Below are 17206 nucleotides of genomic sequence, written 5' to 3' on the forward strand. Positions count from 1 at the left end.
ACCCGCGCCGACTGCCCGTCGATCGCGCAACGCCGGCAACCCGCGCGGCGTCATAGCGTCGCGAACCCGTCCGAGGGTTCGGCCACGACGTCTTCGCGGCGCAAAGAATCCACTTTGCAGAGCGGCGGTCCGTGCGCGAGCCAGCGCTCGAGTTCGGCGATGCGCTCGGGCTCGCCGACGGCGAGCACTTCGACGCGGCCGTCGGGCAGATTCTTCGCGTAGCCGCTCAGGTCGAGCTTGAGCGCCACCTGCCGCGTCGAGGCGCGGAAGAACACGCCCTGCACGCGGCCGGAAACCAGAAATCGCGCCGCACTCATTTCGCCGGAATCGCCTTGCGCAGCGCGCCCTCGTCGACCGGGCCGGTGAATTTCTGCGCGATCTTGCCGGTCGGGTCGACGATGTACGTCGTCGGCAGGCCGCGCGGCGTTTCGAACGCCTTCGGCGGATCGAACGTATCGACCTGCGCGATCGGAAACACGACCGGGTGTTCTTTCAGAAACGCCACGATCTCGGCCTTGTCGGTGTCCTCGTACGCCAGGCCGATCGCGGTGACGTTCGCGTTCTCCTTGACGAACTTCGAGATCTCAGGCAACTCCTTGATGCACGGCGAACACCACGTCGCCCAGAAGTTCACGATGACCCACTTTCCTTTTTGCGCGGCGAGGTCGAATTCCTTGCCGTCGATCGTGGCGATCGTCAGTTCGGGATTCTTCGCCGGCGCGTCGGCGGCTTGCGCGAAGCCGGCGAACGCGGCGAATGCGAGAACGATCAGGGCTTTCATGCGGGCTCCGCGGGTTTGGATTCGTCGATCGTCACAGACCGGTCGGTCGCGACGAAAATTTCGGACAGGCGCACGCCGAGCGAATCGCGCAGGTCGCCGGCCATGTTCTGCACGAGCGCCGTCACGGCCGGCGGCAGCTCGCAGCGCGCGGCGTCGCGGCGCGTCAGTTCCAGCGGCAGGCGGTACAGGCCGGTTTCGTACAGGTCGAACAGGCACACCGATTCGAGGCTGCGCGCGAGCACCCATTCGCCGTTTTCGGTGCGCTGGACCATGCCGGCGACATGCAGATCGGCGAGATAGCGCTGCAGCAGATCGTCGGTGAGAAAACGCTCGCGTTCGCGCAGGTCTTCGGTGCGCAGGCCCACGCCGGCGCGCTGCGCGTCCGCGAAATGGTTCATCACGCACAAGAGGCCCAGAAACTCGTGGCCCGGCGCGAGCGTCTCCTCGGCGCGGCGGTATTCGAACGCGCTGATCGCGGCGCACACCGAGGCGCCGAGCAGCACGATCAGCCACGACAGGTACAGCCACACCATGAAGATCGGGATCACCGCGAGCGTGCCGTAGACTTTTTCGTACGACGTGAGCGAACCGAGGTACGACGCGAAGCCGCGCTTGGCGCCTTCGAACAGCAGCGCCGCGAGCAGCGCGCTGACGGCCGCATCGCGAAAGCGCACGGCGCGGTTCGGGATGATGAGGTAGCAGCCGACGAGCGACACCCAGACGATCGCGAAAGGCAGGAAGCTCAGGAACTGGGTCTTCAGCCCCAGCCCGGCCTCGGCCTGTTCGAGCAGCGGCAGCGCGAAGAGATACGAACTCAGCGCCATCGCGGTAACGAGCAGCAGCGGGCCGAACGACAGCGCGGTCCAGTACATCAGAAACCGCGACGCGGCCGGCCGCGCCGTGGCGACGCGCCAGATGCGGTTGAACGCGTCCTCGATGCTCATCATCAGCGAGATGGCGCTGACGATCAGCACGACGATGCCGACCGCGGTGGCCTGGCTCGCGTTTTCGGCGAAGGTCGTCAGGTACGCCTGTACCGTCTTGCCGGCGGCCGGCACGAAGTTGTCGAACACGAAATCGGTCAGGCCCGCGCGCCAGCGTTCGAACACCGGAAACGCCGACAAAATGCCGAGAATGGCCGCGGTCAGCGGCACGAGCGAGAACAGCGTCGTGTACGCGAGCGCGCCGGCCGTCTGCGGGCAGCGGTCGGCGTAGAAGCGCTGCCACAGAAACAAGGCGAAGGCGCGAACCTGGTCTCTTTGAATCTTGATCATCGTCCCGATGATAACCTGTCGAACGAAAGCCTCCCGTAAAGCCAGCCGATGCCCGATATTCTCGTTCTGTACTACAGCCGCAACGGCGCGACCGCGCAGCTCGCGCGCCTCGTCGCGCGCGGCGTCGAAGAAGTGTCCGGCATGGCCGCGCGCCTGCGCCAGGTGCCGCCGGTCGCGCCGGTCACCGAAGTCGCCGCGCCGCCGGTGCCCGACGAAGGCGCGCCGTACGTCGACCGCCGCGACCTGCGCGAATGCGCCGGCGTCGTGCTCGGCAGCCCCACGCGCTTCGGCAACATGGCGGCGCCGTTGAAATTCTTCCTCGATTCCACCGCCGCGGAATGGGCGTCGGGCTCGCTCGTCGGCAAGCCGGCCGGCTGCTTCGTCTCGACCGGCACGATGCACGGCGGGCAGGAGTCGACGCTGCTGTCGATGCAGATTCCGCTCCTGCATCACGGCATGCTGATCGTCGGCATTCCGTTCACCGAACACGCGCTGCATGCGACGACGACCGGCGGCTCGCCGTACGGCGCGACGCACGTCGCCGGCAGCCAGGGCGACCGCCCGATCAGCGAGCACGAACGCGATCTGGCGCGCGCGCTCGGACGCCGCGTCGCCGATGTCGCGCGCCGGCTGGGAGCGGCGCCTTGAGCGCGCGCACGCTCGGTTTCGCCGCGTGGGCCGGACTCGTGCTGCTGCACACGGCGTGGTACCTGTGGCTCGCGCCGCCGGCGAACGGTTCGCCGTGGCTCGCGGTCGCGCTGATGGTCGTACCGCTGCTGCTGCCGCTGACGGCGCTGCGCGCGAGCGCGCAGCGGGCGTTGCTGTGGGTCGGCATTCTCGCGCTGTTCTACTTCTGCCACGGCGTGGTCGCCGCGTGGGGCGAGCCGCAGGTACGCGCGCTCGCGTGGATCGAGATCCTGCTGTGCCTCGCGCTGATCGGCGTGCTCGGCTGGGAGTCGCGGAACTACAAGCGCCCGAGGAAACCACAATGAGCTTTGTGCAATCCGCCGCGGAACTCGGCAACCAGTACCGCGACGACCGCGTGCTGCGTTCGTATCTCAAGCGCACGCTGCCGCCCGACACGCTGGCGGCGATCGAACCCGACCTCGACGCGCTCGGCGAACACGCCGCCGTCGCCTGGCGGCGCTCGCTGCAGAGTCCGCGCGGCGAGCCGAGCCTGACGAACTGGGACGCAACCGGCGAGCGCATCGATCGGATCGACCTCGCGCCGCAATGGGTCGAAGCGCGCGAGATCGCAGCCCGCCGCGGCCTGGTCGCGGCGGGCCACGAGGCGACGCATGGCGAGCATGCGCGCGTGCACCAGTTCGCGATGGTGTACCTGCACCACGTCGCGAGCGCGTTCTTCACCTGCCCGCTCGCGATGACCGACGGCGCGGCGGTGTGCCTCAAGGCGTCGGGCAACGCGATCCTGATCGAACGCGCGGTGCCGCGGTATCTGTCGCGCGATCCGGCGCAGTTCTGGATTTCGGGACAGTGGATGACCGAGACGACCGGCGGCTCCGACGTCTCGGGCACGCAGACGCAGGCGCGCGTCGACGCGAACGGCCGCTGGCGCCTGTACGGGCGCAAGTGGTTCACGTCGGCGATCAACGCCGACACGGCGCTCGCGCTCGCGCGGCCGGAAGGCTCGCCGGCCGGCGCCGACGCGCTCGCGCTGTTCTATCTCGAGCCGCGCCGCGCGGACGGCCGCTGGCGCAACCTGCGCGTGCAGCGGCTCAAGCCGAAGCTCGGCACGCGCGAACTGCCGAGCGCCGAAACCGAACTCGACGGCGCGCCGGCCGAACCGGTCGGCGAACTCAAGCACGGCGTACGCCTGATCGCGCCGGTGCTCAACGTCACGCGCGCGTGGAACGCGGTGTGCGCGATCGCGACGATGCGCCGCGGCGTGGCGCTCGCGCGCGACTACGCGAATCGCCGCGTCGTATTCGGCCGGCCGCTCGCCGAGCAGGCGCTGCACGTGGAAACGCTGGCCGACCTGCAGGCCGAGTTCGAAGCCGCGTTTCATCTGACGTTCTACGTCGTCGAACTCCTCGGCCGCGCGCAGGCCGGCCGGCTCGACGCCGCGCACCACGGCCTGCTGCGCCTGCTGACGCCGCTGGTGAAATTGTGGACCGGCAAGCTCGCCGTCGCGCTATCGTCCGAAGTGCTCGAATGCTTCGGCGGCGCCGGCTACATCGAAGACACGGGCCTGCCGCAGCTCTTGCGCGACGCGCAGGTGCTGCCGATCTGGGAGGGCACGACGAACGTGCTGTCGCTCGACGTGCTGCGCGTGCTGCGCGCCGGCGGCGGGCTCACCGGGTACCTGAGTGCGCAGCGCGCGCTGCTCGCCGAAGCGGAAACCGCCGACCTCGGCGCGGCGGTGCGCACCGTGCGCGACGCGACCGGCACGCTGACCGAATGGCTGCAGCGCGCCGCGAGCGATCCGCACGCGCTCGAAGCCGGCGCGCGCGAACTGGCGATCGGCCTTGCGCGCTGTTTCGCGGCGAGCCTGACGCTGAGCCACGGCGCGTGGTCGCAGCGCGTCGAGAACGATCCGCGCGCGTCCGCCGCGGCGCGGCGCTTCGCCGCGCGCGGGCTCGCGCGATTCGCCGTGCGCCACGGCGACGATGCGCGCATGCTCGCCGGCGACGTTTCGTAGGGTAAAGTCCGCGCCGCACGCGAACGCAAGGAAAGGCCATGCAGCATCTGACCATCGTCACCACCGGCGGCACGATCGACAAGGTCTATTTCGACGACAAGTCGGAGTACCAGATCGGCGCGCCGCAGATCGGCGAGATCCTCGCCCAACTCGGCGTCGCGTTCACGTTCGACGTGATCCCTATCCTGCGCAAGGACAGCCTGCACATCACGCCGGAAGACCGCGAACTGATCCGCGACACGATCGCCGCGCAGCCGCACCGCCACGTGCTGGTGACGCACGGCACCGACACGATGGTCGAAACCGCGCAGGTGCTGCTCGACGTTCCCGGCAAGGTGATCGTGCTGACCGGCGCGTTGAACCCCGCGCGGTTCCAGGGATCGGACGCCGTGTTCAACATCGGCTGCTCGGTCGGCGCGCTGCAGTCGCTGCCCGACGGGGTGTACGTCGCGATGAACGGGCGCGTGTGGGATCCGCGCAACGTGAAGAAGAATCGCGCGGCGAACCGGTTCGAGCCGAGGTAGAACCTGGGCCTCGCGTCACGGCCGCCTGGCCGTCGCGACGGGCGGCTTCCGCGCGTTTTTCAGCGCATTGCAATCCGCACCGCTTTTTCAGCAACGACCGTACGGTGCTGAAGCCTGCATTTTCGCGTCAATAAACGCCAACCCGATCGCTGGAATTTGATTCCGTAGCGTATGTTGGGCCGATGGATATTTCTCCCGATCGATCTCTTCCGTAAGTTCGCGCCGCGGCGTTCGCCGCGTATCGAATGGGGAAGGTTCGATGAGAAAGCTGAGTCCGAAAGAACTTGGCATGCTGGTCGGCACCATGGTCGTCGGCAATCTCGCTCATGCGAGCGAGGGCGAGGAAATCCTGCCGGTCACCCGTCTCGATACGATGGTGGTGACGGCCACTTACTCGGTACCGCCCGGCGCGACGTTCCTTGCGGATACGGCGCCACCGGGCGCCGGAATCAGCGGTTCGGGGCCACGCGTGCCTCCCCTCGTCGACCAGCAGCACGCGCAGCGATGCGCCGCCGCTTACGGGCCGTACGCGTTGAAGGAGGGCTTTTCTGTAAAGTACGCCAACTGGTACATGTGGAAGGAGCGAGGAACCTCGCCCGCGGTCTACCAGCGAACCGACGGGCCCTCGCCGCCGCCCGGAAGCTGGGATATCGTCCTGGGCTCGACGGGGTGGCCCCCGCCGCCCGCAATCGGTGGAGTCGTATTCGTATATCCGCCTGGGGCGATCAATATGCGTAACCACATCGAGACGTTGGGGCATGAATACGCTCATACCCAAGGAGAGAACAACGAAACCGTTGCCGAGGCCGCCGGACTCACGACCTATCAGAACTACAAAGCAGCAGTGGGGGCCGCCTGTGGCGGTTACCGGTGAGTTGTCGCTGCTCGCGCTTCGCACCATGATGCCCTTTTATTGCGGCACGTCCCGCGCGAGATTTTAAATGCGCCGAAGAAAAGAGATCGCGGGGACGCTTTTCCTTGCCTTCGTGGCCTTGATCGCCAGCACGACGCTGTCTCGCGATCGATCGCGCATGCCAACGGCTTCCGGCGCGCCATCGACTCCCGACGAAGGAGCGCTTCTATCCCCCAACGCGCCCGCGCCCGGACCGGCCGAACCGTCTCGCGATATATCCGTGACGGAATTGCCGGTGGCAGATTCTTCGATCTCCGTTGCAAAGACAAAGCGATTCCAGGAGGCCAAGAAATGCGCGGGCGTCGTTCGCGCCGTCGAGAGCATGCGAACCCAGAGAATCTCCTGCGATTCCGAGACAAGGCCGGACGTTTTGGCTTCATGCAAGAAGCAGATCGCATCGTTCGACGAAAAACTCGAGCGCGCGGAGGCGATGCTGTCGGAATGCCCGCCCGCCGATGTCGGTGACTCCGAATCCCGCTATTGGCGCAGCGTCGTCGAGGCAGCCGAAGCCGGCGACGCGGATGCCGCGTTGTGCTACATCAAGTCCGACGTCTCCTTGCAACGCCCTTGGTCGAGCGAAGAACGAGCGCGTTACGGGATTCTTGCGCCGACATACATCGATCGCGCGTTCTCGGCAGGCGACTGGCGCATCGCGGAAATATTTTCGATGGGTCCGCGCGGCATTCCTTCGGAAGGCTTGCTTCGGACTCAGACCGGAGGTGAACGCACCACGCAATACCGCATGAACCGATTGCTGCGGCTGGGAGCGGTCGGTCAGTACGCGATGCTACTCGATCTTGATTTCGCGAGCCCGGACGAAACGCTGACCCGCGACGAACGACTAGCCGCGGAGGCTTGGGCCAAAGACATGTATGCGAGGTATTTCTCCAGTTCTCCAAAACTGGATTCGCCTCCGGTTTCTTGCGCCGTTATCGACAAAGACATCTGGCCCTACCCCTTTTGAGCGAACCCAATCGCCCATGAGCGATGACAACTACTACCTGCAGCTCGGCTGGGCCGCGACGGCAATGATGAAGTCCGACCTGTACTGCCGGTATCCGGTCGCCTGCCTCGACCTGTGGATCCGGCCCGCGATCCAGCTCGGGCAGATCCGCTTCTTCTTCGACCGCGCCGGTGGGTTGCGGGGCTATGTGACCTGGGCTTTCCTCAGCGCCGAAGGCGAGCATCGTCTGCTGAACGATCCGGAAGTCATCCTGCACCTTTCGGAATGGAACGAGGGCAATCGGCTGTGGTTGCTCGATTTCGTCGTCCTGGGCGAAAAGCCGAGGCGCCGCATCCGCGAAACGATGCATCTGTTCGCCTGTGTGGACAAGGCGAAGTCGCTACGCCGCGATGCCGACGGCCGCGTCCGGAAGGTGACCGTATGGAAGCACCGCCACTTCCCGGCGCCGTAGCGGCTTCGCTGCCGTCTGCCGCCGACGGGCTGTCCGCCGCCGAGATCGCGTGCATTGAAGAGGGCCTTCCGAACCTCTTCGACTGGGGGCCGCATCTGCTCGTTCCGTTCATCGCGCGCAAGCTCAGGCGGGCACGCCTGTCGTGGCTGAACCGGCGCTGGTTCATCGAGCGCGGATTTCGGTTTTGCGACGAAGCCTCTTCGGCACGTCTCGAGCATTGGCTGGTCGATCAGTTCGCCTACGCGGTGCCCGAAGACATCGATGACGCAGACGCGTTCGACGAGGTCGAGGCGGTCCTGCATGCCGACCGATACGGCAGCACCAGCGGCTCGTTTCCGCACGGTGGCAGCGGCCGCGCCGCCTTGATCCGCCGTTTCCACGTCAAGGGCGTCGGCGTGACCCCGCTCGTCGGCCAGGGTGCCGACCGCGCGCATTCGCACGGATGCGCGTCGCTCGACGTCGCGTTGCGCGAAGCGATCTACGGCGAAATCGCGGACCTCGAGTTTCCGTATGGCGCGGTGCCCGTGATCGCGATATTGGAGACCGGCCTGACCTTCCTGTCGTCGGGAACGCCGAGCCGGCCGTTGCGCCGCGCCTTGATCGTACGTCCCGCCATGATTCGGCCGGCGCATCTGCAGCGCGCACCCGCGTTCGTGCGCCCCGCCGGGAACTTCGTCAGCGTCCAGGCTCACGATACGGAACGTACCAGGGCCGTCGTTCGGAAATTCGTCGACGATGCCTCGCATTCCGGGGGCGCGGTCGCGCGTCTCGTCGATCTCTTCGAGCGCATCGCGCGTCAGGTCGCGTTCGGACAAGTGCAGCGGCTGTATGGCGGTGGCTATTTTTCATCGAACCTGACGATCGAAGCCGAACTGCTCGATTTCGGAAACATGCATGCGTTCCCGGACTGGTCGAACGTGCAGGTTCTTCCGCACGACCTGGGTTTCGGCAAGGAAATGACCGTCGTCCAGGCCACGATCCGCTCGCTGCTGTTCTATTGCCGGAAATTCGGCGGCATCGAAGCGTCGGAAGATGACCTCCGAAGCATTCTCGACTCGGCCGAGCGGGCGTACGAAACCGCGTTCGACAAAGCCTGCGCGCATCTCCTCGCCCTCGACGGCGAAGCGGAAGATGCGAAGCCGGCGGGCCATGCTGCGGCTGCGTTCCGCCGATACTTCAAACTGCAGCAGCAATCCACGCTCAATGCGTCGTTCGGCGACCGATCGACCGCAGCCTGGCTGCACGAACCGATTGTCGGCTCGGCATCAGCAGCGCCGGGCAGCGCCGAGCACGCGCTGCTGACCGAAATTCGGGATCTGTTGCGGGAGGGTTTCGGCAGCGCCGGAATCGACGCCTGGAAGACGAGACGTGCCTGGTTTTCCGCGAGCCGGCTTCTCAAGCCGCGCGCGGGGATCTATCGGGAATCCTTGCGCCGCAGCATCGGCGAGTTGCTCGACGAGCGATTCGCGCGTTTCGATCCCGCGCCGCCCGATCTGGCGGAAAAACGACGATTCGCGACCTTCATCGACGACGTAGTCGCGTCGGCCAGGCGACACTGGCGGAATCTGCCCGCGAACCTGCTCGTCATCGGCTATGCGAATCGCGGGCGCTCCAGCGTACTGCTATGCGAAGCGGTTCCGGCGGGAGAATTCCTCCTGTGGCTCGAAGGGGCCGTTTGCGGCGAACACCTCGACTTCTTCGGCGCGTCGTTGCACGCGGACGATTTCCTTCCGCTCCGGATCGATTCGCACGGCGCCGGCTGGAGCGTCGCGGTTCGCGATTTCGACCGGAGCGAAGGCGTCGTCAGGCTGCACCGACGAACTCTGCACTATCCGGAAAAGTGGCATTTTTTCGAAACGCCGCCCCTCGAATGAGAGCGCCACCGGCTGCACCGCCCCTCGCAGGCGGCGCAGCCGCGAGGCCGCGCCTCATTCGAACCCGTCGATGAACAGCACGTCGACGCCGACCTGCTGCACGAAACTGCGCGAGACGCTGTTCGCTCCGCCGCCGTCGTCGGTGACGGTCACCGTGATCGTCACCGTGCCGACCGCGTTGTGCGCGGGCGCGAAGCCGATCGATCCGGTCGTGCCCGGGCTCGCATAGCTCACCGACGGATGCGGGATCACCGATGGATTGCTCGACGCGGCTGTCACCGCGAGCGTCTGGTTTTCGCCGGGGCCGGCGCCGATGCCTGCGAGCTGCACGGTTTGCGTCCCCGCGTTCGGCGGGATCGGTGCCGGGTCGGGGATCGCATTCAAGGTGGGCGGGTCGTTGACCGCGCCGACATCGATCGACACCTGCCCCGTTTCCGTCACGCCGCCCGCACTCGCGGTGTAGGTGAACCCGTCGCTGCCCGCGTAGTTCGCGGCCGGCGTGTACGTGACGCTGCCGCCGGCCGCGAACGTGGCCGCACCATGCGCGGGCTTGCTCACGGCGACGAGCGTCGCCGCGCCCGCGAACGTGTCGGCGGAAGCGCCGCCGGCGCCCGTCAGCACGTTGAACGTCGCCGAGCCGTCTTCGGCGACGGCGATCGTATCGGCGACGGTGTCGGCCGCCGCGACGATCGTGATCGCGACGACGCGCGACACCGGCGCCGCCTCGCCGTCGCTCAGCCCGTAGGTCACGCTGGCCGTGCCGTTGTAGTCCGCGGGCGGCGCGAACGTCACGCCGCCCAGCGCGGCGTTGAGCGCCGCGATCGGGCCGTTGAACGCCATGGTCGCGTCACCGGTGCCGTCGCCCGCGGTGAACGCCAGTCCGGCGACGGCCGGCAAGGTGAGCGTGCCGTGATCGGCCGACAGGACGACGCCGAGCGGGGCGCTGTCGACGTCGGCGGCAGTCAGCGCGAGCGATGCCGGTACGTCTTCGTCGGTCTGCGCGGACTGCGCGCCGCCCGCGACCGGCGGATCGTTGACCGCCGTGCCGGCGAGCGTGCGCGAGCCGGTCACGGCCGGCGCGATGCCGTCGCTGACCGATATCGCCAGCGTGCCGGCCGCGGCGCTGTCAGGCACGGGCGTGAACGTGACGCCGTCGAGCAGTTGCTGCAGGTTGGCGATCGGCCCGCTGCCCTGCCACACGCCGGTACCGGCGTCGTACGTCGACGTCGCGCCGCCCACGGTACCGGCGCTCAGGCGCCCGATACCGGCCGGCGACAGCTGCAGCGTCACGGCCAGCGTCGTGTTGTCGGGATCGATCACGACGAAGTTCGACAGATCGAACGGCGTGTCTTCGACATACGTGTCGGTGGCGGACGGATTCGTCAGCCGCGGCGCGTCGTTGACCGCGACGGCGGCGAGCGGCTTGTTGCCCGTCAGGGCCGGCGCGACGCCGTCGCTGACGGACGTGGAGATCGTAGCGCTCGCGATGCTGTCAGCGGCGGGCACGAAACTCACGCCGGCGAGCAGGCCGTTGACGTCGGCGACGAGGCCGACGGCCGTCAACACGCCGCTGCCGGCGCTGTACGACGACGTCGATCCGCCGACCGTGGCCGTCGTAAGGCTGCCGGCGCTCGCCGGCGTCAGCGTCAACGTCGCGGTGACGACGCTGCTGTCGATATCCGAGACCGCGATGTCGGTGAGATCGAGCGTCGTATCTTCGGTGTAGGTTTCGCTCGCCGACAGGTTGGTCGCCTGCGGCGCGTCGTTCACGGCGTTGACGGTGACGGTGAACGTGCGATCGAGCGTATTCGGCACGTAGGCGGAATCGCCGTCGTCGCGCGCCGTGACGGTGACGACCGCGCTGCCCGATTGATTGGCGACCGGCGTGTACGTCAGCGTGCCCGTGGCATTCGGGTCGACGTAGTTCACCGCCGGATTCGGAATCAGCCCCGGGTTGTTCGACACGGCCGTGATCGACACCGTCTGCGCGAGCGTATCGCCGTCGCCGATGCCCGAAAGGTTCACGGTCTGCTGCGCGGCGTCCTCGTCGATCGCGGGCGGATCGGCGATCGTGTTCAGCGTGGGCGCGTTGTTGAGCACGAGGGCGCAGCGACTGTCGTCCCAGCCGATGTCCTGGAACAGGCAGTCGGTGAGATCGGTCTGCGTGAACACGTCCGAATTCAACGAGGGCTCCATCAGGAGATTGGGCGATGCATCGCTGTGGAAATGCGCAACACTGGAACCTTGCACATAGGTACCCGGCGCATACGTGCGCAAACGGCCCTCGTTGCGCGCGATCGCCGCCTGGCTGCCGAGATTCGTGGTGACCGACATGCCGTTCCAGACGAGATTCGGATCGTTGGTGAACGACGCGGCACGCTCGGCCGCGGTCATCTCGACCCAGTGCCGGTTCGCGCCGGTGCCGCCAGCGTTGTTGTCGCGCACGAACTCCGACCAGATGTCCGGAATGTTGTTGAAATAGCCGCCGAACGCCGTCGTCGGCCCCGTGCAGCCGGCCGCCGTGCGGCACAACAGCGGCGCGAAGCCGAGGCCGTGCCCGAGTTCGTGCAGCACCACCGGATACAGCGCGATGGTGCCGGCCGGCGCGGGACCGGTGAGGCCGTAGTAGAAGCGCGTGCTGCCGAGGCACGAGGTATCGTTCTGGTCGACGCGCGAATTGAAGTTCGCGTTGATCTCGGCGACGCCGGTGCCGTTGATGTCCTGGTCGACCAGCGCTTCGGCCAGCGCCACGGCGAAGTAGCGTTGCTTCGTGCCGATGTTGAGCACGATGTTCGTCGCAGCGCCGGCCGACCCGAGCGTGCCCGTCGTTGCGGTGCAGGCGAGGGCCGTGAACGTCGCGCTGACCTTGATCGTCTGGCTGCTGGAAAGCGCGGCGCCCCAGACGTTGGCGGCGGCCTGGAACAGATTCGTGCGCTGCTGTCCCAGCGTGGTGCCGGTATTGCCGCCTTCGGGAGAGACGATGGTGGCATCGTTGAAACCGGTGCCGCCGACGAGCTGGATGGTGGCGGCGCCGGACACGTCCGCCGCGGCGAACGCGAGCGCGGCGAGAAGTCGCTGCAGGGAAAGGTTCATGGCCTGTGTCCCGGCGGCGCGTCGGCCGAGTGGTCATGGCCGGGCTCGTCGCATTGCACGTGGACATTGCCGTCGGCGTCGACGGTGGCCGTGCTGTTGTACTGGTAGCCGCTGGTATCGATGTAGAGAAATCCAGAAGGCGACACGCGCAGGTCCATGTCGACCTTGGGCTCGGGTTCGGGTTCCAGATAGTCCGGCGTCCCGCGCGGCGGCGGCGGCACGTCGACGATTCGGCCCGTGGCGGGATCGATGACGACGACCTGCGCGGCGCTCGCGGACGCCGGACGCGACGGCGACTGCGCCGAATGCGCGCGAACGGCGGCGGCGATGCCGGGCGGCAGGTCGGCGAGCGTGGCGGGTCGGATATCGGCCTTGGGCCGCGAGTCGGCGGCGCAAGCGAGAGAAACGGATGCGACGGCGAGCGCCGCCGCGAATGCGGCACGCGTGATGGTCATGACTTCCCCCTGGCTCCGCGGTAGCGGCGGGGGCAGTCTACGGCGGTCGCGGCGAGATTTCGCGCGATTTTTCGGGCAGTTATCCTTTTTGAGACAAGGTGATAGCCCGCATCGCGCATTTGCGCGTCGCTGTTGGTTCGAACAGCCGAAAGAAGCGCCGCCGGACGCTGCCAGGACGCTCCCGACGAAGCGACGCCTTCGCTTCTGGCGGCAGGAAGCCGCCCGCTTCACCCGGGGCCCCGCCGGTCGCGGCGAGATTGCAGATTCGCTGCGCGAATGTCCGCTCCGGCATCCATGCCTGCGCAGTCCGGCCTTCGCCGGCATGACGAGGAAAAAACCGGAAGCCATAAAAGAAAAAGCCCCCGCCCAGTGATGAGCGGGGGCCTCCCCGTTACAGCCGCATGCGGGTGAAACACGCGGCGGTCGCGGCGATGGCCGTAACGGATGTCGCCATGCCGATCCGGCGTTCGGCGCGCGGTTGGCGCGCCTGGGCCGGGCTCCTCCCCTCCGAGGACGGTAAGGAGCGAAGCTTCCGTCCGCTTCGCTCTCAAATTCTGGTGGGTGGCGGCATCAGTTCTCCGCTACCCAGGTTGTACTCGCAAAAGAAACGTCAAAGGGATCGCCGGCACGTCCCGCGCCGGCGATCCCGTTACCTCAGAACGTGATCGTCCAGGCGTCGATGTAGCCGGTGTCGCCGGAGTACAGGTCGGTCACCTTGAGCTGCCACGTGCCGTTCTTCGGCGAGCCCGAGGCATTGACCGTGTACGTCGCGTTGACGTTGGCCGCGCTGTCGCTCGACGAGGCGTTCTTCAGACGGCTCGACGTGCCGTTCGGCGCGATCAGGTCGATCTGCAGGTCGCCGCGATACGTGTGGACGATCTGCACCTGCACGCTCGTCGTCGCCGACGCGTTGCCGCTCTGGCCACTGACCGCGATGGAGCTGGTCGCGCTCGACGAATCCGGAATGTTGACGTTCGTCGTGTTCGAGAAGCTGCCGCCGCCGCCACCGCCGGCGGTGTAGCTGCCGGTGAGGCTCACGCCGCTGAACGCCGAGTAGCCGCGCAGCTTGACGTAGTAGGTGCCGGCCTGCGCCGTCGCGATGTTGCACGTCTCGTTGTTGCCCGACAGGTACGGACGGCAGTCGTAGCTCGACGTCGTCGGCGCGGACCCGAACTTGACGTACATGTCGGCGTCGCCGGTACCGCCCGCGGACACGAACTTGAGGTTCGTCGCGCCGGCCGGAACGACCATCGTGTAGGTCACTTCGGCATTCGCCGCGCCCGAGATGCCGGTCGCCGCCACGCCGTTCTGCAGCACGTTGCCGCCGCCACCGCCGCTCGACACGGTGACCGAACCGGTCTTCGTGTTCGTCGCGCCGCCGTTGTCGGTCACGGTCAGCGTGACCGTGTACGTGCCCGCCGCCGAGTACGTCTTGCTCGGGTTGGCCGCGGTCGACGTGGTGCCGTCGCCGAAGTTCCACGCGCGCGACGCGATCGAGCCGTCGCTGTCGGTCGAGGTGTCGGTGAAGTTGGCAGTGAGGCCGCTCGTGGTCGCCGTGAAGTTCGCGGTCGGCGCGACGTTGCCGCCGCCGCCCGTGACGGCCTGCAGCGTCTTGGCCGCGTCGATGATGCCGGTGCCGCAACCGCCCGAGCACGAACCCGGCAGCGGCTTGGCGTTGTTCTTGATCAGCGTTTCGATCTGATCCGGCGTCAGCGACGAATTTTTCGACAGCATGAGCGCCGCGAGACCGGCGACGTGCGGCGACGCCATCGAGGTGCCGGCGTAGAACGCGTAGGTTTCGCCGCTCTGCGTGGTGGTGCCCGAGTTGAGCGTCGACAGGATGTCGCCCGCGCCGCCCGAACCGTCGCCGCCCGGCGCCGACACGTCGATCAGCGCGCCATAGTTCGAATAGCTCGCGCGGCTGCCGGCCTTGGTCGTCGCGGCGATCGAGATGACGCCGCTGCAGTTGCCCGGGTCGAAGCCCGAGACGTTCGCGTTGTCGTTGCCGGCCGCGATGGCGAGCACCGTGCCGCGCGAACGCGCCGAGTTGATCGCGTTCTGCTCGGTCGACGAGCACGCGCCCTGGCCGCCGAGCGACAGGTTGATCACGCGCGCCGGGGTCGCGTTCGCCGGCACCCCGGAAACCGTGCCGCCGGACGACCAGATGATCGCGTCGGCGATGTCGGCGATCGTGCCGCCGCACTTGCCGAGCACGCGCACCGGCTGCACCTTCGCGTTGAACGCGACGCCGGCCACGCCCTTGGCGTTGTTCGTCAGCGCCGCGATCGTGCCGGCCACGTGCGTGCCGTGCCAGCTCGAGTTCGACGAATACGGCACGCCGCATTCGTTCGTGGCGAACCAGTCGCCTTCGTCGTTCGGGTTCGAATCGCGGCCGTTGCCGTCGCGGGCGGTCGTCGAGCTCGAGATGAAGTCGTAGCCGGCGACCGTCTGGCCCGAAAGATCGCTGTGCGGCGTGATGCCGGTGTCGATCACGGCGACGACGACGCCCGAACCGGTCGCCACGTCCCACGCCGACTGCACGTTCATGCCGCCGACCGAATTGAACATGTCCCATTGTTCGTTATAGCGCGTGTCGTTCGGCACGAGCGTCGCGTGCACGCGATGGTTCGGCTCGATGCGGCTGACGGCCGGGTTCTGCGCGAACTTCACCATGAACTCGGCCGCGGCGTCGGCGCTGAGCGCCGGCGACGTGCCGGCGCGCGCGCCGGCTGCCGGATCGATGCGGATGAGTTGACCGCCGGTCGCAAGCTCGCGCTCGTGAACGAGGTTCAGGCCCAGCGCCTTGCCGACGCGATCGATGTCGGCGACGGCGAGCGCCTGCGCGCCGGACGATTCGGCCGCGCTGCGCGTCAGCGCGTTTTCCGCGCCGTTGTAGTACACGATGAAGCTGTCGAACCGCTCGCCGGCCGCGCCCATGTCGAAGCCGACGCGGTTGATATAGGCGGCGCGTTCCGCCGGGCTGACGCCCGCGGCATGAACCGGAAGCACGGCACCGACGGTGCCGAGAAGAGCGAGCGCAAGCGCGCTGCGACGGACGTTTGCAAGTGAAACTGACTTCACGAGTTGTATCCCCACCGGAAAGTTGGAAAAGCCGCTCCGCGCGATCAAGAACGATCGCGTGTACGGCCCCTGGGCCACCAAGCTCCAATTCCCCGCCTCGCACGTCCGTCGCCGTACGCCTCCTCCCCCGTCCTGCCGGAGCGCGCGGCAACCCTGTTGTGCCATCGGACCGCGACGCCTCGGCAAGGCATCGATCCCCGGTCCTAGCGGTTAGGTGTCTTCGGTCGTCCAGACCGGAAAACGCGCGGCAAGCTAGCAGCGCCATTCCGCACCGTCAAGAAAAGATCCCCGCTAAGTGATTGATCCGTCACGGCTTGTTGCGCTATGCAACATATATGTCCGGACAAATTCAGAAACCTACGAAGCCGTTCGGACTCGCCGAAACGGCGACACCGCTGGCTTGCGGGCCTGTCGCGACCCTCGCGCGAGGTGACCAAATTTGTCAGAAATCGACACGGACGCGACGGGAATCGCCGGATGGCCGAAACCGGCCGGTGGGGTCCGCGTTACCCGATTTGCGCAAAACCGTTGCGCATCATGCGTCTACGCATCGCGGAACTGGAACGATCCAGTTGAGAATCGCCCTGTTTTGCCGGCGCGAGCGTCCGGCAAGTTCACCGTCGCGAGCCCATCAGGCGCACCTGCTTGGGACGGAGGAACCACGCCAGCAAGGCGAGCGCGAGCAGCAGCGGCGTGCCGTAGATGCCGGCCTTCGCGAGGCGGTGCGTGCCGTTCCACGTGTTGCCGAAGATCAGCGCCGCGGTGACGTTCGGGTCGTCCTTGATGCGCTGGTAGCCCGGCTCGAACGCGGCCGAGGCCCATTGTTCGCCGACGCCGACGAACGACGGAACGATCTTGCCGAGCGCCTCGCCGCTGACCGTGTACGTCAGCACCAGCGGCGCTTCGCGCTGTACCGATTGCCGGATCGGCCGGCCCACGTCGGGTAGCGCGGCGGCGCCGGCCCAGAACACGGCTTCGCAGAGAAACGCCAGTACGAACAACACTCCCAGGATCAGGTGCAATCGCTTCCGCATTCGTCTTCTCCGCCGATGGCTCTCTGCGCGGCAAGCATCCGAGCATGCTTCGTGCCGGTCAACCGGTCGTGCCCGCCTGAGGGGATCGCCCGCCCGAGTCCGT

At 67.3% G+C, this 17206-nt stretch carries 15 protein-coding genes; 8 read left to right on the forward strand and 7 right to left on the reverse strand.

Annotation, left to right across the window (positions count from 1 at the left end; all coding sequences use genetic code 11):
* Positions 1 to 50: 50 nt before the first annotated feature.
* From OD750_RS20205 to OD750_RS20215, 3 genes are read right to left on the reverse strand one after another with little or no spacing between them, the layout of a single operon-like run.
* Positions 51 to 317: an acylphosphatase gene (locus OD750_RS20205; protein ID WP_263540884.1), complete on the reverse strand. Its 267-nt coding sequence runs from the start codon at positions 315 to 317 to the stop codon at positions 51 to 53.
* The gene (locus OD750_RS20210) at positions 314 to 781 is read right to left on the reverse strand and encodes a TlpA family protein disulfide reductase (protein WP_263540883.1); all 468 of its coding nucleotides are present in this window, start codon (positions 779 to 781) and stop codon (positions 314 to 316) included. The genes OD750_RS20205 and OD750_RS20210 overlap by 4 nt, the downstream gene beginning before the upstream one ends.
* Positions 778 to 2055, reverse strand: coding sequence for a YihY family inner membrane protein (locus OD750_RS20215; protein WP_263540882.1), 1278 nt, complete (start codon positions 2053 to 2055; stop codon positions 778 to 780). The genes OD750_RS20210 and OD750_RS20215 overlap by 4 nt, the downstream gene beginning before the upstream one ends.
* Before the next feature lie 48 nt (positions 2056 to 2103).
* On the opposite strand from OD750_RS20215, the gene wrbA reads away from it, so the two are divergent.
* The 8 genes from wrbA (at position 2104) to OD750_RS20255 (ending at position 9440) form a co-directional block, all read left to right on the forward strand.
* Entirely contained in the window at positions 2104 to 2703 is a 600-nt protein-coding gene (gene wrbA, locus OD750_RS20220; protein ID WP_263540881.1) for an NAD(P)H:quinone oxidoreductase, read from the forward strand.
* The gene (locus OD750_RS20225) at positions 2700 to 3047 is read left to right on the forward strand and encodes a DUF2069 domain-containing protein (RefSeq protein WP_263540880.1); all 348 of its coding nucleotides are present in this window, start codon (positions 2700 to 2702) and stop codon (positions 3045 to 3047) included. Before wrbA ends, OD750_RS20225 begins: the two co-directional genes overlap by 4 nt.
* Positions 3044 to 4714, forward strand: a complete 1671-nt coding sequence (locus OD750_RS20230) for an acyl-CoA dehydrogenase family protein (protein WP_263540879.1) — start codon at positions 3044 to 3046, stop codon at positions 4712 to 4714. The genes OD750_RS20225 and OD750_RS20230 overlap by 4 nt, the downstream gene beginning before the upstream one ends.
* A 38-nt stretch (positions 4715 to 4752) precedes the next feature.
* On the forward strand, positions 4753 to 5238 hold the full coding sequence (locus OD750_RS20235) for an asparaginase domain-containing protein (protein ID WP_263540878.1): 486 nt from the start codon (positions 4753 to 4755) through the stop codon (positions 5236 to 5238).
* Between the two features lie 259 nt (positions 5239 to 5497).
* On the forward strand, positions 5498 to 6112 hold the full coding sequence (locus tag OD750_RS20240; RefSeq protein WP_263540877.1) for a hypothetical protein: 615 nt from the start codon (positions 5498 to 5500) through the stop codon (positions 6110 to 6112).
* Positions 6113 to 6179: 67 nt separating this feature from the next.
* Complete coding sequence (locus OD750_RS20245; protein ID WP_263540876.1) at positions 6180 to 7115, forward strand: hypothetical protein; 936 nt, start codon at positions 6180 to 6182, stop codon at positions 7113 to 7115.
* A gap of 16 nt (positions 7116 to 7131) precedes the next feature.
* Entirely contained in the window at positions 7132 to 7566 is a 435-nt protein-coding gene (locus OD750_RS20250; protein ID WP_272842089.1) for a toxin-activating lysine-acyltransferase, read from the forward strand.
* Positions 7536 to 9440, forward strand: a complete 1905-nt coding sequence (locus OD750_RS20255) for a hypothetical protein (RefSeq protein WP_263540874.1) — start codon at positions 7536 to 7538, stop codon at positions 9438 to 9440. The genes OD750_RS20250 and OD750_RS20255 overlap by 31 nt, the downstream gene beginning before the upstream one ends.
* A 54-nt stretch (positions 9441 to 9494) precedes the next feature.
* Here OD750_RS20255 and OD750_RS20260 read toward each other — a convergent pair whose 3' ends face one another.
* The 4 genes from OD750_RS20260 to OD750_RS20280 all read right to left on the reverse strand — a co-directional run bounded on the left by OD750_RS20260 (position 9495) and on the right by OD750_RS20280 (position 17103).
* Positions 9495 to 12533, reverse strand: coding sequence for a tandem-95 repeat protein (locus tag OD750_RS20260; protein ID WP_263540873.1), 3039 nt, complete (start codon positions 12531 to 12533; stop codon positions 9495 to 9497).
* Entirely contained in the window at positions 12530 to 12988 is a 459-nt protein-coding gene (locus OD750_RS20265) for a hypothetical protein (protein WP_263540872.1), read from the reverse strand. Before OD750_RS20265 ends, OD750_RS20260 begins: the two co-directional genes overlap by 4 nt.
* 654 nt (positions 12989 to 13642) lie before the next feature.
* A complete protein-coding gene (locus OD750_RS20275) occupies positions 13643 to 15997 on the reverse strand; it encodes a S8 family serine peptidase (RefSeq protein WP_425508249.1) in 2355 nt (784 codons plus the stop codon).
* A 686-nt stretch (positions 15998 to 16683) separates the two neighbouring features.
* Positions 16684 to 17103 carry a hypothetical protein gene (locus OD750_RS20280; protein WP_425508250.1) on the reverse strand — a complete coding sequence of 140 codons (420 nt, stop codon included), beginning with the start codon at positions 17101 to 17103 and terminating at the stop codon, positions 16684 to 16686.
* Positions 17104 to 17206: the final 103 nt, after the last annotated feature.

The sequence above is a fragment of the Tahibacter soli genome, assembly GCF_025717065.2.
Classification (GTDB): domain Bacteria; phylum Pseudomonadota; class Gammaproteobacteria; order Xanthomonadales; family Rhodanobacteraceae; genus Tahibacter; species Tahibacter soli.

What these genes read in the sequence shown, in the direction of transcription:
- OD750_RS20205 (WP_263540884.1), bottom strand. Translation starts at nt 317, where the DNA reads ATGAGTGCGGCGCGATTTCTGGTTTCCGGCCGCGTGCAGGGCGTGTTC.
- OD750_RS20210 (WP_263540883.1), bottom strand. Translation starts at nt 781, where the DNA reads ATGAAAGCCCTGATCGTTCTCGCATTCGCCGCGTTCGCCGGCTTCGCG.
- OD750_RS20215 (WP_263540882.1), bottom strand. Translation starts at nt 2,055, where the DNA reads ATGATCAAGATTCAAAGAGACCAGGTTCGCGCCTTCGCCTTGTTTCTG.
- wrbA (WP_263540881.1), top strand. Translation starts at nt 2,104, where the DNA reads ATGCCCGATATTCTCGTTCTGTACTACAGCCGCAACGGCGCGACCGCG.
- OD750_RS20230 (WP_263540879.1), top strand. Translation starts at nt 3,044, where the DNA reads ATGAGCTTTGTGCAATCCGCCGCGGAACTCGGCAACCAGTACCGCGAC.
- OD750_RS20235 (WP_263540878.1), top strand. Translation starts at nt 4,753, where the DNA reads ATGCAGCATCTGACCATCGTCACCACCGGCGGCACGATCGACAAGGTC.
- OD750_RS20240 (WP_263540877.1), top strand. Translation starts at nt 5,498, where the DNA reads ATGAGAAAGCTGAGTCCGAAAGAACTTGGCATGCTGGTCGGCACCATG.
- OD750_RS20245 (WP_263540876.1), top strand. Translation starts at nt 6,180, where the DNA reads ATGCGCCGAAGAAAAGAGATCGCGGGGACGCTTTTCCTTGCCTTCGTG.
- OD750_RS20250 (WP_272842089.1), top strand. Translation starts at nt 7,132, where the DNA reads ATGAGCGATGACAACTACTACCTGCAGCTCGGCTGGGCCGCGACGGCA.
- OD750_RS20255 (WP_263540874.1), top strand. Translation starts at nt 7,536, where the DNA reads ATGGAAGCACCGCCACTTCCCGGCGCCGTAGCGGCTTCGCTGCCGTCT.
- OD750_RS20260 (WP_263540873.1), bottom strand. Translation starts at nt 12,533, where the DNA reads ATGAACCTTTCCCTGCAGCGACTTCTCGCCGCGCTCGCGTTCGCCGCG.
- OD750_RS20265 (WP_263540872.1), bottom strand. Translation starts at nt 12,988, where the DNA reads ATGACCATCACGCGTGCCGCATTCGCGGCGGCGCTCGCCGTCGCATCC.
- OD750_RS20280 (WP_425508250.1), bottom strand. Translation starts at nt 17,103, where the DNA reads ATGCGGAAGCGATTGCACCTGATCCTGGGAGTGTTGTTCGTACTGGCG.